We start from the raw sequence: 15,494 nt of genomic DNA, 5'->3' as shown, positions 1-15,494 counted from the left end.
TTTAATATATTGTCAGTCCAATGAACAAACAAAAAGACAAGCATCATTCCGGGGATGTCTCCCTGAAAAGCCAGAGGGAGCCGCTCCAGACGGAAAAACAACCCGAAGCGGCGGCCGCGGCAACGCCGGCGGAACAAGCGGCGCAGGCGTCCGCCAAATCGTCCGAGCCTCAAAAATCCGCGCAGGAGATTGAACGCCTCAAGGATCAACTGCTCCGGCTCGGCGCCGATTTTGAAAACTACCGCAAACGTTCCCTGCGCGAAAAAAACGAGATTTATGAAAACGCCAACGAAACATTGACGCTTGAATTGTTGCCGGCGCTTGATCACCTTCAGCTTGCGCTCTCGGCCGCCGGCAAACATGAGGCTGACAAGGCCTTCCGGGAGGGGCTGCAGCTCATTGCCGATCAACTGATGACCGTGCTGGTAAAATTCGGCCTTGAAAAAATCAATTCGGAAAAACAACAGTTTGATCCGAACCTTCACGAAGCCGTCAGCTGCCTGCCGTCGGAAACCGAGCCGGAAGGAGTGATTATCGCCCAGAGCCGGCCGGGATATAAATTTAAAAACCGGCTTTTGCGACCGGCGCAGGTGGTGGTTTCCGGGGGCAAACCGCTGCCGAAAACAAATGACAAGCAATCATCCGCGGGTGACAAAAAACAGTGACAACCAAGCGCGATTATTACGAAGTGCTCAGTCTTCCCCGTTCCGCTTCGCCGGAAGAGGTCAAGAAATCCTACCGGAAGCTGGCGATGCAGTATCACCCCGACAAGAATGCCGGCAACAAGGAATCCGAGGAGCGTTTCAAGGAAATTTCGGAGGCCTATGAGATTTTAAGCGATCCCGAGAAACGGCAGCGCTACGACCGGTTCGGACACGCCGGCGTCAAATCGTCGTTCGGCCCGGGCGGTTTTGATTTCTTCCGCGATTTCACGCACGGCTCCGATTTTCAGGATATTTTCGGCGACTTCTTCGGCGGCGGCATGTTTGAGGACATGTTTGCGCGCGGTTCCGGCCGGCGCGGCGCGGCGCGCTCCGGCAAGGGCGCCGATTTGAGGTTTGACCTGGAGATAAGCTTTGAGGAATCGGTCTTTGGCGCCGAACGCGAAGTCACGCTTCCCATTTCCCAGGAATGCGCCGTGTGCCGCGGAAGCGGCTGCGAGCCCGGGCGCAAAAAAGAAACCTGCCGGCGCTGCGGCGGGCAGGGGGTCGTTATCATGTCCAGTGGCTTTTTCCGCATTCAGCAGGATTGCCCGGCCTGCGGCGGCCGCGGCGAGGTCATCACCCATCCCTGCCGCAACTGCCGCGGGAGCGGCCTGGTGAAAAGCCGGCAGAAACTCTCCATCAGAATTCCGCCGGGAGTGGAAACCGGGTCGCGCCTGCGCCTGGCCGGGAAGGGCGAAGGCGGGGTTCAGAACGGACCGCCGGGGGATTTATATGTGGTCATGCACGTCTTGCCGCATAACATCTTCCAGCGGGAGGGGGCGGACCTTTTCTGCGAGGTCCCGATCCCTTTTGAAACCGCGGCGCTGGGCGGCGAGGCGGAGGTGCCGACTTTGGAAGGATGGGCGCGGTTGAAAATTGAGCCCGGTACGGCCAACGGGAAAATCCTGCGCCTCTCGGGCAAGGGGGTCTACGACTTCAATACGAGCATCCGGGGCGACCTCCATGTCCGTTTGACGGTTGAAATTCCCAAAAACCTGTCCGGCGCCCAGAAGAAAAAACTGAAGGAATATTTTGAGCATTTCGGCGAAAGCAATTACCCGGCCCTGGAGCAGTTCCGCAAAAATGCCGAGGCTTTTTTGAAATATAAAGAAAAGTAGTCAGAATTCAGATTATTCTGACTGAATGCCGGGTTCAAGCAATGAGACGATGTTTTGTTGATCAGGACGTTTTCAGGCAGAAAATAAGCGAACTTCCGGCCGGCGAAGCCCATCATCTCTTGAACGTGCTGCGGGTGAAAAAGGGCGACGAGATTGAAGTTTTTGACGGCCGCGGGCGGACGGCGCGCGCCGCATTGCTTTCCGCGCGCAAAGATTCCGCCGTGATCAGCATTTTATCCTCAACCATCCGCCGCGCCGACCCGCCCGCTCCCGCCGTTGTCCTGATCCAGGCCCTGCCCAAACATTCCGGCCTGGACGCAATTGTTCAAAAAGCAACCGAGTTGGGCGTTCATAAAATCATTCCGGCGGTCACGGACCGGGTCATAGTCAAAATAAGCGGCCGCGCGGCCGACGAAAAGGTCGCGCGCTGGCGGAAAATAATTCTGGCGGCCGCCAAGCAGAGCCGGACGGCCTGGCTTCCGGAAATAAACCCGATTGTTTCCCTGGCGGAGGCCGTTCGGGAGGTTCCATGCGATTTGCGTATTTTCGGATCGCTCGCCCCGCAAGCGCCGCTGCTCAGGGAGGTCATGGCAAAGGTTGGCCGGCCGGGTCCGGGAAGCATTGCGTTGGCCATCGGGCCGGAAGGCGACCTGACCGATGAAGAGCAGGGGATGCTGGTCGGTGCGAATTTCAAACCGGCGAGTTTCGGAACCGAAGTGCTGCGGGTTGAAACCGCCGCTGTTTTCGGTTTGAGCGCGCTCAATTACGAATTCCGCCGGTAAAGCCGGTAAAGCCGGTAAAGGTAATAATAAAAATTGTCCCCGGGATTCGTGACGGTTTTTTTTTCCGCTTGTATTTTTCCCTTCTTCCGTCTCTCTTAAGGAGGCACAATTCCCGGGAACGGCGTAAAGCCGCGCTGCGGGGCGGGGGCGACAAGTTTCTGAAAAACAGGCGAAACGCGCAACGGTTCCAGGCGCTGGTCTTTGCGCATAACGTCTTTGATGGGCTCGCCGCCGAGGGCAACGGCCTGTTGCAGGGAATGCAGGGCATTGCTGGGCTGGCCGATCGCGGCCTGCACGCAGCCCAGTTCGTGCCAGATCCTGGGATCGGAAGGCTCGCGCGCCAGATAATGCTGATATGCTTCCGCCACCATGCCGAGGCGCTGGGGTTGGACCGACATTGCTATCTCGGCGACTTTCAGGCAGATTTGCGGCGGCAGGCTGGTATTGTTCAAGACCTGCCGGGACAAATCGGCAAACGGCTGGTCCCGGTTGGACCGCAAATACAGCATGGACAGTTCCAGGACATGGTCCAGCGTTCCACCCCCGCCGGCCAGCTCCTGCTGCAATTCATTGATCCGGTTGTGCATTTTTTCCATGTCCCTGATCTGGTTGATAAAGCCGACTATTCTGTCGTTCCGCGGGTCCCATTCAAGATTCTTTTCCATCACGCTGAGCGCATCGGCGAAACGGTTGTTCTGGAGGTAAAGATCGGCGAGGCGGAAATTGGCCTCGGGACTGCCCGGGAAAAGATTGACGGCCTGGCGGAAAGCTGCCTCGGCTTCGTTGAACAGGCGGCGGTAGGCGTAAAGCCCGGCAATAGCGCAGCGCAGTTTTGAAAAGGACTTGCGCGCCACGGTGTCCCTTTCAAATTTTTTATCGCTCAGCAGGCGGTTGGCATACCAGTTCCAGAAATCCATGTCGTTCTTGATCATTTCCGGGGTCAGAGCCGGCAGCGGTTCGGGATTGATTTTCATGATTAACCCGTGCGGTTCCAGGTAGGGATACATCCACATGATCACATAGCTTTCCTCAACATAAAAGGGATGCTTGCTCTTGTTGGCCTCAAAGATCGCCTTGCTGATGATGCCGTTGATTTCCATCACGCCCTGCACGCCCTGCACGCTCACCTTGCCGTTCTTGTCAATGCTGACGGCGGCGTTGGCCGGGATGCGTCCGGCGCGCACGTCTTCCACGTAGGATTGGAAAGCGCGGTTGGTGTCCTGGGGCGTGGGAATCCAGATCTGGTCGCCGTACAGGTCGCGCATCACGTTCATGTAGGTGTTGTCGGCCAGAGCGTTCTGCGTGATCAGGAAAACGTCCGAGCGCACCCGGGCGGAGTAAATCATGTAGGTGGGCACAAACCGTCCGGGATCGGTGCCGCCGAAGAAAATGGCGTTCGTCCCCATTTCAGGCGGATATTCAGGATTGGGGGGGGGCGTTTCGCCGGGACGCAGTTCTTCCATGATGGCGTCTATCCCGCGCAGCTGGTAATTACCGAACTGCCAGCCGAAATCATGGCCGCGTTGTTCATTGCCGCCGGTTGAATTGATGATTTTGTCGTCATAGCGGTTCTGCCAGATGAGCGAAAGCGGCAGCAACAAGGTTATCGCGATGGCGCCTATGAGCATCATCTTGCGCGAAAACACGCTTTCAAGAAAAGCCAGGGCGAAGAGCAGCCCGTACCCCAGCCAGATTGCATAAACGGAAGTTGACTGCACAAACTGCACCTCGGCGATGAAAAGCGATTGCACGTCGTGCGGTGGATTCAGAATCACCATCATGCCCGGCCCCATGAAGGCAAAAGCAATGATTGACCCCGAGAGCCAGGCCCAATTCCTCCGCCAGATATAACGGAAGTAAAAAACCGGCACAATGGCCAGGAAAGCGATCGGGAAAGGGAACTGGTCTTCAAGCTGGCTGAAGAATTCGTATGATTGCTTGATGAAATCCAGGGGCTTGAACGCCGGCGAGAGGGCCTGGTACTGTCCGCGGGTGACGGCGTGCTTGAAGCCCTCCCAGGTGCGCGGATAACCCCAGTTCATCGGCGGATTGAACTCTGAGGCAATCGGCAGGTAAACGAAGAGGCTGATCCCCAGGCCCGCGCAGAGCGCCATGGCCAGCACCCGCCGCCACTCGGTAAAAAGTTCGCGCGTAAAGACAAACATGACGCCCGGCGCAACCAGCATGAGCGCGGCGATAAAAATCCAGCGTTCCTTCGGCTCAAATGGCCGGACCGCGTACTGCGGTAAAAATATTGAAAACAGGATAAACGCGCCGACAATAATCAACCCGCCGGCCACGCAGTCGCGGCAGAGTTTCCGGTCGGTCGCAAAGAGAACCAGGATAATGGCCGGGACCAGAAGAATAACAGGCTGGCAGTTGGTAAAAGTAACCCCGAAGGTGAACGCCATCCAGTAAAGAATCCGGCTGGATTTCGGTCGCCGCATCCAGGCGTAGAGGAGGGTCATGATCAAAACGTGCAGGAAGGCGTTGAGGGTATAGACCTCGGCGATGACCGCCTGGGACCAGATGTAGGGGCAGAAAGCCAGGAGCAATCCCGCCGAAACGCCGCTGGCCCAGCTGATGATTTTTTCGTTGCCGGTGGAAGGTTGGTTTTCCTCGTGGCGCCGGAACTGCAGCATGTCCAGGCCGGAACGGCTTATCAGGAGCGCCACGTTGCCCGCAAGCAAGGCCCCGAAAAAGGCCGACATGAAATTCACGCCCCAGGCCGGATTCGGCTGGCCGTAATAGCGCATAAAGCCGAAGATTGCCTGGAAAAGCCAGGCCAGCATGGTCCAGATGGGATAACCGGGCGGGTGCGGCACGCCCAAGTAATCGGCGGCCACCACCAGCTCGCCCGAGTCTTCCAGCGTAACCGTGGGCGCCAGAGTCCAGGCGAAGACAAACAACGCTATCGCAAACGCCACGGCAAACGCCAGCCAGTCGTTGATGCGAAACAAGGGGTCCGGAGCGGCAAGATTTTGTCCCGCCGGCGGCTGATCGCCGCCGCGTTTATCCTGTTTCCCCGGGTTGTTCATATCTTCAGAAGGCCCCCGAACGGGGGCGCGGATATTCTCCATCTGCGGCCGGCGTTTATTTTTGGGTTTTTGGAGGGGGAGGGATGGCAATGTCGGCATACCGGGAATCGTTGCCCATGGCGACGAAATAATTGTTGGAAACCATCACGTTCACCATCTCCGTCAATGTTTCGCGCGTAAGTTTTGACTCGGGATAGACCATGATGGTGATGTATTGGCCGACCTTCCTCAGCGCCAGTTGTTGCGGGATGTCGGCCACTTCGTATTTTTTGCCGTCCATGATGATTTTCTGGTCGGCCGTAACGGTGGCGCTAATCTCTTTCGTGAACTCCGTTTTGTCGTTGATGGTTAACGTGGCGATCGGTTTGGGAGGAGGCGTTGACTGGCAGCCCGCCGTCCAGACGATGATAGCCGTTAAAAACAGTGCCGACACGCGCGTTATTTTCATTGCCATTCTCCTCTCAGTAATGTTTCCCGGTTACATGAATCCGGCTTCAGTTTATGCCCGCATCAATTTCGTTCGGTCGGCAGCCATTTATCCAGAATTTTCTGCAGGGTTCCGTCTTTTTTCCATGCGGCAAGCGCGCGGTTGACCGCGGCCAGCAGCTCCGTGTCGTCCTTGCGCAGTCCCCACGCGATGTCATCCCTGGTGAGCGGCAAGCGGATGGCCTGCAGGTCCGCTTCGTGTTTTGCGGCCAGCCAGATCACGCCGGGGCCGTCGTGCAGGAAAACATCAATCCGGCGGTTGACAAGGAAGAAATAGGCGTCAATCGGCTGGACGTAGGAAATTGAAGTTGAGCGGCAGCTGCGGTTGGCGAAGACGTCCGCCGTGGAACCCCTTTCAACGCCGATCCGGGCGTCGCCGTTGATGATTTTTTCCGCCGATGAGTATTTTGCCGCGTCACGCGTGCGGACCAGCGGCATGATACCGAGCTGGAGGTAAGGGTCGCTGAACGCAATCCGCACCTTGCGCGCGGCGGTGATGGTCATTCCCGACATGATGATGTCAATTCGTCCCGCGAGGAGGGTGTCAATCTGGTCGTCCCACCTGACTTGCAGGAAACGGACCGGACGGTTGAGCGCCTTGCCGAGTTCCGAAGCCAGGTCAACCTCCGCGCCGGCGATCCCGCCGTTTTGCATGAACATAAGCGGCGGGTAATTGGGCGAAACGCCGATCATCAGGGCTTTTGCCCCTGAGCCGGACAAAGATGAAATGGTTCGGCACGCCGGCAGGAACATGACGGCGGCGGCTAAACCTATGACGCACAAAAAACGTTTCATGCTGCGCTTCCCGTTGAATTCCGCGCAACGTCCGGTTATATCCGGACAATGCAACACGCAGTTAAATACATTTTTCAATAAAAAGCAAATATATTTTTGCGCCGTGCATTGAGACGTTTAAACGCCCAAGCCTTTTAGAAAATTGGAAACCAGCGTCCCGATATCGCGGACATTATATCCCCCCTCTTGCAGGACAAGGACGGGCAGGTTAATCTGCTTTATCAAACACCCGATGTCCCCGAAAACTTCCTGCGACAATTTTAGCGCCCCGACGGGATCAACCGTGTAAGTATCCACGCCGAGCGAAACGATCAACATTTCGGCTTTAAATTTGCCGATCGCCGTAAGGCCTTGTTCAATAAATGTTAAATATTCATTATCGCCCGTATCCTTGGGCACGGGCAGATTGAGGTTAAACCCAAGTCCCCGCCCCTGGCCGCGCTCATTTTTAAAACCCGTATAGTACGGATAATCAATGCGCGGGTCCGCGTGCACGGAAACATACTGAAGATCATTGCGGCGATAAAAAATCTCCTGTGTGCCGTTCCCATGATGATAATCTATGTCAAGTATTGAGACTTTTGCGGTTTTTAAAAGTAATTGTTCCGCCGCGACCGCTGCGTTGTTAAAATAACAGTAGCCTCCATAGCGGGAAGGTTCTGCATGATGTCCCGGCGGCCGGCATAGACAATACACCTTCTTCTCGCCGTTCAATATTTTCCGCGCGCCAGTGGCGGCCACCGCAGCGGAATGCAGCGCGCTCGTAAAAGTGTGCCGGCCGATGGGGGTTGTGGTATCCATGGCAAACAACGCCAGGTGGTCAATCATATGGGAGGTATTGAAGGTGCGCGTCCGCGGCGGGATCACAAATGGAGTCCGGTAATCTTCGTCGTCAATTGCCATTCTCCCGACTTTTTCTATATAACTTATATATTCCTTGGCGTGGATTCCTCGCAATATCTCCGGACCCGCGGCGTCGGGTTCGCAATATTGTAATCCGGTCATCCGCGCCAGCGCTTTTTCTATCTGCGCGATGCGCATCGGAGATTCAAAGTAAGGAATCGGCACCATGTGCGGCACGGATAATTCCTGCTTGGGAGCATGCAGGGCGTGTTTTAAATTTTTGACAACCAGCATGATTTTACCATGAGTCATACGGTTTTATTCACGCCGGGACCAGGGTGGTGTCGCTGCTTTTTATATAATTCAATAATTCTCTGGCCATGTCCGTATAAACGATAATTTTGCCGTAATCCAGCGGAACATTATTAAGGTACTGTAATATTAAAGCGTCGCCCATGTAGGTGCAAGGCAGTATGCCGGCGAAAAAGAAGCCGAGCATTTCCAGCTCGGCGGTCATAAAGCAAGTGGCCGGATCCTCAAGTTTCAAATAAAGATTTATAACGGCAATATGTTTTTTGCATAAATCATTCAGTATTTTCCTGAGTTCCTTTGCGATGTCCGCCCCGTAACTTTCTATCCATATTTCCGCGTCGCCTGTTTTCGCGTAGACCTTGGTTGCGATTTTTGATTCAGGCAGCGGTGTAATTGCCTTTTTAACGGAGACCAGGTACTTGTTCTTGTCCGCGCCGATGTTTTTATAGCATTTTTCAATTATTGACTTGTGATGCGCGGGCGCATAAATATCCAGCGCCTGCGGCGGGACTATATACCGGAAACTCAAAGCGTCTGTTATCCGCTGGTCAATATCGTCAATGCCCTTGAATTTCCAGGAAGTCGGCCCGGTGGCAAGCAGTATCCCGCAATCTTTAAACCCGTATTTCATCATTGTTTTCTGGGTAAAAGGATGGTTGGTGACGGAAAGGACAAATCGTGGGAGTTAAAGAACCATTAAAAATGCTTGCGGATATACCCGGCCAGATGCGGGATATTCTGGGAATTACGCCGGAAGTATCTTCCAAAAAACGCGACGGCAAAACGATTATTGAAATCAAGGTTGATTATTCAGCGGCCCCAATTTCATACCATGGCCGATTTTACACAAGGAGCGGAAGCACAATATCCGAACTTAAGGGCCATGAGCTTTCGGAATTTTTAATGACAAAATCAGGCAAGTCATGGGATGGTTTTTTCGAGGAAGGCGCCACGCTGAAAGACATAGATATGCCTACGATCAGGACATTCAAGAGGCTTGCCGTTAAAAGAATTCCTTTTATACAAGGCGAGAAAAACATGGCGGTTGTTCTTAGAAAGTTGAATCTTATTGAAAACGGGCGTTTAAGACGCGCGGCTATTCTGCTTTTCGGCAAAGACCCGAAACGATTTTACATAACCGCATATATTAAAATAGGCAAGTTTATCAACGATACCGATATTATCAGCACGGACAACGTTGAAGGCAACCTGTTTCAGCAGATAGAAAAAGCAATGGATATTTTAAGGATAAAATACCTCGTTTCAAACATCAGTTATGAAGGTATATATCGCAAGGACACGCTGGAATATCCGGAGGAGGCGCTACGCGAGGCGTTGATCAATGCCGTGATCCACCGGAGCTATATTGGCGCGCATACCCAATTAAAGATTTATCCTGACACCTTAAATCTCTGGAATGACGGCGGCTTGCCGGCCAGCATCCGGATAGAAGATTTGAAAAAGCTCCATACTTCCAAACCAAGGAATGAGTTCCTCGCAGATGTGTTTTTTAAGGCTGGTATGATCGAAGCATGGGGACGCGGGACGACAAAGATAGTTGACGCCTGTAAAAAAGCCGGCTTGCCGGAACCGGAATTTCGAGAGGAATTCGGCGGTTTATCGGTTACTTTCTTTAAACCTAAAGTTGAAGAAATGCCGGAGAAAACTAGGGTAGAAACTGGGGTGAAGACCAGGGTAGAAACTAGGGTGAAAATATTGTCTTTACTGCGAAAAAATCCGGCTATGTCGGCGTCGGAATTAGCCAAGACAACGGGCTTGACCATAAAAGGTATTGAATGGCATCTGACCCGATTAAGAACCGCCGGTCTAATCCGTCATGTGGGAGCCAGAAAAGGCGGATACTGGAAAGTAACTGCGGGGAAAAATAAACCATGAAGAAATTAACCGGAGCGAGAATTATCAAACTTGATTGCCCTTATGCGCGGTATGTGTCTCTGCGATCCGTGGAAGACACTTCCGTTGTGGCTCATGGTAATAATTTAGCCGCTGTGCTTGAAAAGACGGAAAAGGCCGGTGTGCGTGAACCTTTTATCGTGTTTCCTCACGACCCCTTAAAGAAATATATTTATTGATTCATGCTGTCGTATCAATAGTCCCTTTCTCCAGTTGCGAACCATGCATTTGACATGGTAACGGCAAACCGTGTCTGTCCTGCCAGCTGTTGTCTCCAAGATTGACGATCACACCCTGAATGAATTTCTTCCCCGTGATGTTTTCTTATCCCCGGCCGTTTATTTGCGAGGTGGTTTTTGTGTAACTTCAAAAGTTACAAATGTAACTTTCAAAGTAACGCCTTCTTATTAGAAGGCTATAGGCTTGTTTTGGCTGATAGCCAGGGCAAGCCCTTTTTTTTTGGCCCAAAATAGTACGGTTAAAAATTGGTCAGATTAACACGTTTGTTATCAATTAGATGTAAAGAAAAAACGGCTTAATTATGGTCATTTTGATCCTATTAGTAGAGGGCATGATGCTTGTTATCCCGGCCGTCTATTCGTGAAGCGGTGAAACGGTTGAAATTCCGGCTGAAACGATGCGCCGAAAGTGGCGCAGGTTAAAATGTTTATTATCAACGGAATATGCAAAAAAACATGAAAAAATGTCGCATTTTTCCCTATTAGTAGAGGGGGACATCATAATGTCGGCATCCAAAACCGTCTTTTCGGGAAGTAATGCGAAAGGTGAAAATATCAGTTGAAACGGTACTTCTAAAGTGGAACAGGTTAAGACGTTTATTGTCAATGGAATATGTAAAAAAATACGAAAAAATGGGACAGTTTTCCTCTTAGTAGTAGGGGGACATGATGTCCGAAAGCCAGGGACGGTTAAAGTTGAAATTAAAATTATAAAATCATGTTGAAATCATGAAGTTTGAATCCCGGAGACATTTTCGCTGAGTTTTCTTATGCGGAGATGTGCTCCTGGCATTACGTCTGGATTGTAGCGACAAGGCCGGGCTTTTGCAGTTTTTCTTGTCGTCCGGCCTGCCGGAACAGGGTATAAAATTACGGTAATCGTTTGCATTGGGTCGTCGTCGTAATTGCCGATGGAGTCGGCCCCTGATATAGGCCCCAGATTAAAAAACGTGTAAAAACGCAAAACGTGGGGTGGCAGGTTCGGTTCTGATGTTGTCCAAGTCGGTCTTTCCGCCACGGGCGGATCCGCCTTATGGCGGAGAAAGTTATCAAGGCGAATCATCGCCGCGATCATTCATGGCTGGCGATGTCAAGGACGGACAGAAACATGTGACACGTGGTCGGTCAAATCGGCTGAGCGTGAAATCAGGCTCCGGCAGGCAGGCGCGCGAAGCGCGCCGCCTGCTGGTGGCTTGAAGTATAGGTGTGTAAAAATTTAGTGAAGCTCTCTGCGAAACCCTCCGGCTTGTCCGCCGAAGTTATCCGAGCGAAGGAGGAAGCCAATCGGAGGCGAAGGAGGGTGAATTTTGGAAATACAAGGGGGAGGATTAAATTATGTTAGCGACAACGTTTGATGCCATGAAAGCAATGCTCCGGGCCGATCCATCCGTTTCACCCGGCGACCGTGCCCGCCTGCTGGTCCAGCTCCGAAATGGCCCGGCGAAACCCGATCCTGTCCATGTCGCTGCGTCGGAATCAAGGTTAATTCGCCGCAGCGAGTGCGCCCGCCGGCTGGCCGTGTCTGTCCGTTGTGTGGACGCCTGGGCGAAAAAAGGGATTCTGGAAAAGAGGATTCTACCCGGCCATACAAGGGCAAGCGGATTTTTGGAGTCGGCTGTTTCCGCGCTGATTCACGGAGAGGGGGCTGCACAATGAGCGCCTCAATTCGAGGCCCTGGCGCGGGCGAAATCGAGTTAAAACGCGCCAAACGTCTTGAGGACGTGCGACGGGATGCCCCCCGATATTTGGACACGTTTCGGCGCGCCTACGCGGGAAAGAGCCTTCGGGCCGCCGTCAACGCATTTTGCGTTGAATGCAACGGGTTCGATGCCGCCGCTATCCGGGACTGCACCGCTCCGGCCTGTCCACTTTTTTTATACAGGCCGGGATGTCTGAAGGATAATTATTCGTGCCATCAAAGGCGTGACATAATTCTTCGGAGTTGTGGAACAGCGTTAAAAGTCGGGTCTGGTTACGAAGCAATGATTGCGGAAGTTATGAAGTAATGATTGCGGAGTATGAGCAAAAGCCAAGAACAGTTTTGTTTTGCAAATCTGTTCATAGGCGTTGCGAATCTTGGGCGGTCTTTCCGATGCTAAGTAAAAGTGCTGAATAAAAGTTGGTTTCGGGGGCGAAGCAATGATTACGGAATTTACGACGTAATGATTGCGCGAGCATGAGCAAAAGCTGAAAACAGTTTCATTCTATGAATCTGTTTGTAAAGCGTTGCGAATGGAAGGTAATTTCCATAGAACTGCTTCACGCCGGCGGTAGAATTCGCGCCTGGATTAAATCATCATAGCCGCCGTCCGGAATCGTTGAACGTTGGGCATTTTTTCTGCACTGCGGCGTTTGTATCCCCCTGTTGTTGATACGTTTTGGGCGTTGACGTTTGAACAGTTTCGGCTAGCATGAACCAAGACATATCCAAGTTTTAAACAAGGCTCGGTTTATTTGGCGTCTTTGTCGGCCTTGTCCTTGTCTGATTGCTGAGGCACATTGAACATTGTGGAATTCATAGCCAAGTGGAAGAAGGCGGAATTGAAAGAGCGCTCTGCCGCGCAGGAGCATTTCATTGACCTGTGCCGCGTCTTCGCTCATCCGACACCCGCCGAGGCCGATCCAACTGGCGAAACATTCTGCTTCGAGAAGGGCGCGTCCAAGCAGGGCGGCGGCGAAGGTTTCGCCGACGTATGGAAGAAGGACTTTTTCGGCTGGGAGTACAAGGGCAAGCACAAGGACCTTGCCACCGCTTACGACCAGTTGCTTTTGTACCGCGACGCGTTGGCAAGTCCGCCGCTCCTCGTGGTCTGCGATCTTGACAGAATTATCGTTCATACGAACTTCACGAAAACGGTTTCCGTAACTCACGAAATTGCTCTTGATCAACTCGGCGAGCCACGCAGTTTAGAAATCATGCGGGCCGTATTTTTTGAGCCGGAAAAACTGCGCCCGGGCAAGACGAGCGAAGTAATCACCCGGGCCGTGGCGGAGCAGTTCGCCGGAATTGCCGAATCCATCCGCAAGCGCGGATTGGATTCAGGAAAAGTCGCGCATTTTCTTAATCGGCTTGTTTTCTGTCTTTTTGCCGAGGATATCGGCCTCTTGCCTGATATGATTTTTACGCGGATTGTGGAAAAATCCGGCGGCGACCCGCAAAGGTTCGGTTTACTCATCCGACAGTTGTTTGAGGCAATGGCGAATGGCGGGGACTTCGGCCTTGATACCATCCGCCATTTCAACGGCAATCTTTTTGACGATGCGTCCGTCATTGAAATGACCGAAGACGAAGTCAAGCAGGTTGTCGCCGCATCACGGCTGGACTGGAGCGCGGTTGACCCCTCCATCTTCGGCACGCTGTTTGAACGCGGTCTTGATCCGGCCAAGCGTTCTCAGTTGGGCGCGCACTATACCAGCCGGGAAGATATTGAGACGCTGGTTGAGCCGGTCGTTATGCAACCTCTCCGGCGCGAATGGGACGAAGCAAAAAAGATTGTGGAAACGCTCCTCATTAGCGGACAAAAGAAAGCCGATAAAAGCACGGCGAAAAAACTATCGCCCGGCGCCGAACGCAAGGCGCGCGGCGAGGCCGACAGTATCTTGCATCGCTTCCTTGCCGGTCTCCACAATGTTAAAGTCCTTGACCCGGCCTGCGGTTCCGGGAATTTCCTTTATGTGACCTTGCAGAAACTGAAGGACCTTGAAAAAGAAGTCATCCTTTATGGAATGGAAAAAGGTTTCGGCGGTTATCTGCCGATGGTTGGCCCCTGGCAACTTTACGGAATAGAAATCAATCCCTATGCCCATGACTTGGCGCAAATGACGGTCTGGATCGGGTTTTTACAGTGGACACGTGCGAACGGCTTCCAAGTGACCCAGGATCCCATCCTGCGACCCATGGCCGGGAATTTCCGTTGTATGGATGCGATTATGGATTTATCCGATCCGGCGAATCCAAAAGAGCCGGAATGGCCGAAGATTGATTTTATAGTCGGCAATCCGCCGTTCTTGGGCGGCAAGATGCTTCGCCGCGAACTCGGAGATGAATACATGGACAAACTCTTTGGAGTCTGGAAAGACCACGTGCCGCATGAGGCCGATTTATGCTGTTATTGGTTTGAGAAAGCACGTTCCCATATTGAAAAGGATAACTGTAAACGCGCCGGACTTCTCGCCACGCAGGGCATTCGCGGCGGTACAAACCGGGAAGTATTGAAACGCATTAAGAAATCCGGGGATATTTTCTGGGCTATTTCTGACAAAGACTGGATTCTCGATGGTGCAAACCTTCATGTCAGCCTGATTGCCTTCGACGGCGGTGAAGAGAAAACCCGCATCATCGACAACAGGCCGGTCGGCACGATCAATGCCAACTTGACATCCGCGGTGGATATCACGCAGGCGGACTCTTTAGCCGACAATCTGAATATCGCTTTCATGGGCACCACGAAGGGTGGAGGCTTTGACATCGAAGAGACGAAGGCAATCGCGTTTCTCCGTTCGCCAAATCCGCACGGGCGGCCCAATTCTGACGTTGTAGTGCCATGGGTCAATGGCATGGACCTGACCCAACGTCCAAAAGGGAAATGGATCATTGACTATGGCGTCGGTATGCCGAATGACGAGGCGGCCAAGTATGAGGCCGTTTTCGAATACATCAGGGTGGAGATCAAACCCGATCGCGAGAAAAATGCACGAGAATCTTACAGACGACTATGGTGGCAACATGTTGAGGCCAGACCGGCCATGCGGGAGGTCATTGCGCCGCTTTCGCGTTTCCTCTGCACATGCCGCGTTTCAAAGCACCGACTCTTTGTCTGGCTGAGGGTCCCGACTTTGCCGGACAGCGCCACATTTGCTTTCTCCCGCTCCGACGACTTCTTTTTCGGTGTCCTGCAATCCAGATTGCACGATTTGTGGGCTTTGGCCCAAGGCACAGTGCTTGGTGGAAATACACCACGTTACACGCCGACAACATGCTTTGAAACCTTTCCGATGCCGATGCCCACCCCAGAACAGGAGGCGGCCATTGCAGAAGCGGCACGGGAATTGAACGAACTGCGCGAGCGCTGGCTGAATCCGCCGGAATGGATGCGCGAGGAAATCCTTGAATTCCTCGGCACGGTCGGCGGTCCTTGGGATCGGTACATTGACAAGGCAACGGTGGACAGCAAGACCAACATCGGCCTTGTCCGCTATCCGCGAATTGTGCCGAAAGACGAGGAGAGCGCGAGCCAATTGCAGAAGCGCACGTTGACCAAGC

At 53.0% G+C, this 15,494-nt stretch carries 12 protein-coding genes; 7 read left to right on the top strand and 5 right to left on the bottom strand.

The features are described 5' to 3' along the window. Positions 1-20: 20 nt before the first annotated feature. From PHP98_05645 to PHP98_05635, 3 genes are read left to right on the top strand one after another with little or no spacing between them, the layout of a single operon-like run. On the top strand, positions 21-665 hold the full coding sequence (locus tag PHP98_05645; protein MDD5483118.1) for a nucleotide exchange factor GrpE: 645 nt from the start codon (positions 21-23) through the stop codon (positions 663-665). After that, a complete protein-coding gene (gene dnaJ / locus PHP98_05640) occupies positions 662-1,822 on the top strand; it encodes a molecular chaperone DnaJ (protein ID MDD5483117.1) in 1,161 nt (386 codons plus the stop codon). The genes PHP98_05645 and dnaJ overlap by 4 nt, the downstream gene beginning before the upstream one ends. 41 nt (positions 1,823-1,863) lie before the next feature. Beyond that, on the top strand, positions 1,864-2,604 hold the full coding sequence (locus tag PHP98_05635; protein MDD5483116.1) for an RsmE family RNA methyltransferase: 741 nt from the start codon (positions 1,864-1,866) through the stop codon (positions 2,602-2,604). Between the two features lie 95 nt (positions 2,605-2,699). Here the strand turns inward: PHP98_05635 and PHP98_05630 are convergent, their stop codons facing one another. From PHP98_05630 to PHP98_05610, 5 genes are all read right to left on the bottom strand, one after another. Continuing rightward, complete coding sequence (locus PHP98_05630; GenBank protein MDD5483115.1) at positions 2,700-5,642, bottom strand: DUF2723 domain-containing protein; 2,943 nt, start codon at positions 5,640-5,642, stop codon at positions 2,700-2,702. A 55-nt stretch (positions 5,643-5,697) separates the two neighbouring features. Beyond that, positions 5,698-6,090: a hypothetical protein gene (locus PHP98_05625; protein ID MDD5483114.1), complete on the bottom strand. Its 393-nt coding sequence runs from the start codon at positions 6,088-6,090 to the stop codon at positions 5,698-5,700. A 62-nt stretch (positions 6,091-6,152) separates the two neighbouring features. Then, positions 6,153-6,923 (bottom strand): transporter substrate-binding domain-containing protein, encoded by a 771-nt coding sequence (locus tag PHP98_05620; protein MDD5483113.1) that lies wholly within the window; start codon positions 6,921-6,923, stop codon positions 6,153-6,155. A 117-nt stretch (positions 6,924-7,040) separates the two neighbouring features. Next, positions 7,041-8,078 carry a histone deacetylase family protein gene (locus PHP98_05615; protein ID MDD5483112.1) on the bottom strand — a complete coding sequence of 346 codons (1,038 nt, stop codon included), beginning with the start codon at positions 8,076-8,078 and terminating at the stop codon, positions 7,041-7,043. 10 nt (positions 8,079-8,088) lie between these two features. Next, positions 8,089-8,709 (bottom strand): hypothetical protein, encoded by a 621-nt coding sequence (locus PHP98_05610; protein MDD5483111.1) that lies wholly within the window; start codon positions 8,707-8,709, stop codon positions 8,089-8,091. 95 nt (positions 8,710-8,804) lie between these two features. On the opposite strand from PHP98_05610, the gene PHP98_05605 reads away from it, so the two are divergent. The 4 genes from PHP98_05605 to PHP98_05590 form a co-directional block, all read left to right on the top strand. After that, complete coding sequence (locus PHP98_05605) at positions 8,805-9,974, top strand: ATP-binding protein (protein ID MDD5483110.1); 1,170 nt, start codon at positions 8,805-8,807, stop codon at positions 9,972-9,974. Further along, positions 9,971-10,171 carry a hypothetical protein gene (locus PHP98_05600; protein ID MDD5483109.1) on the top strand — a complete coding sequence of 67 codons (201 nt, stop codon included), beginning with the start codon at positions 9,971-9,973 and terminating at the stop codon, positions 10,169-10,171. The genes PHP98_05605 and PHP98_05600 overlap by 4 nt, the downstream gene beginning before the upstream one ends. Positions 10,172-11,566: 1,395 nt before the next feature. Further along, a complete protein-coding gene (locus tag PHP98_05595; GenBank protein MDD5483108.1) occupies positions 11,567-11,887 on the top strand; it encodes a hypothetical protein in 321 nt (106 codons plus the stop codon). 852 nt (positions 11,888-12,739) lie between these two features. After that, positions 12,740-15,494: N-6 DNA methylase (locus PHP98_05590; protein MDD5483107.1), on the top strand; the 2,755-nt coding region annotated here is incomplete at its 3' end.

It is taken from the genome of Kiritimatiellia bacterium, assembly GCA_028715905.1.
GTDB lineage: Bacteria > Verrucomicrobiota > Kiritimatiellia > JAAZAB01 > JAAZAB01 > JAQUQV01.
This window is presented reverse-complemented; position numbering and strand designations above follow the sequence as displayed.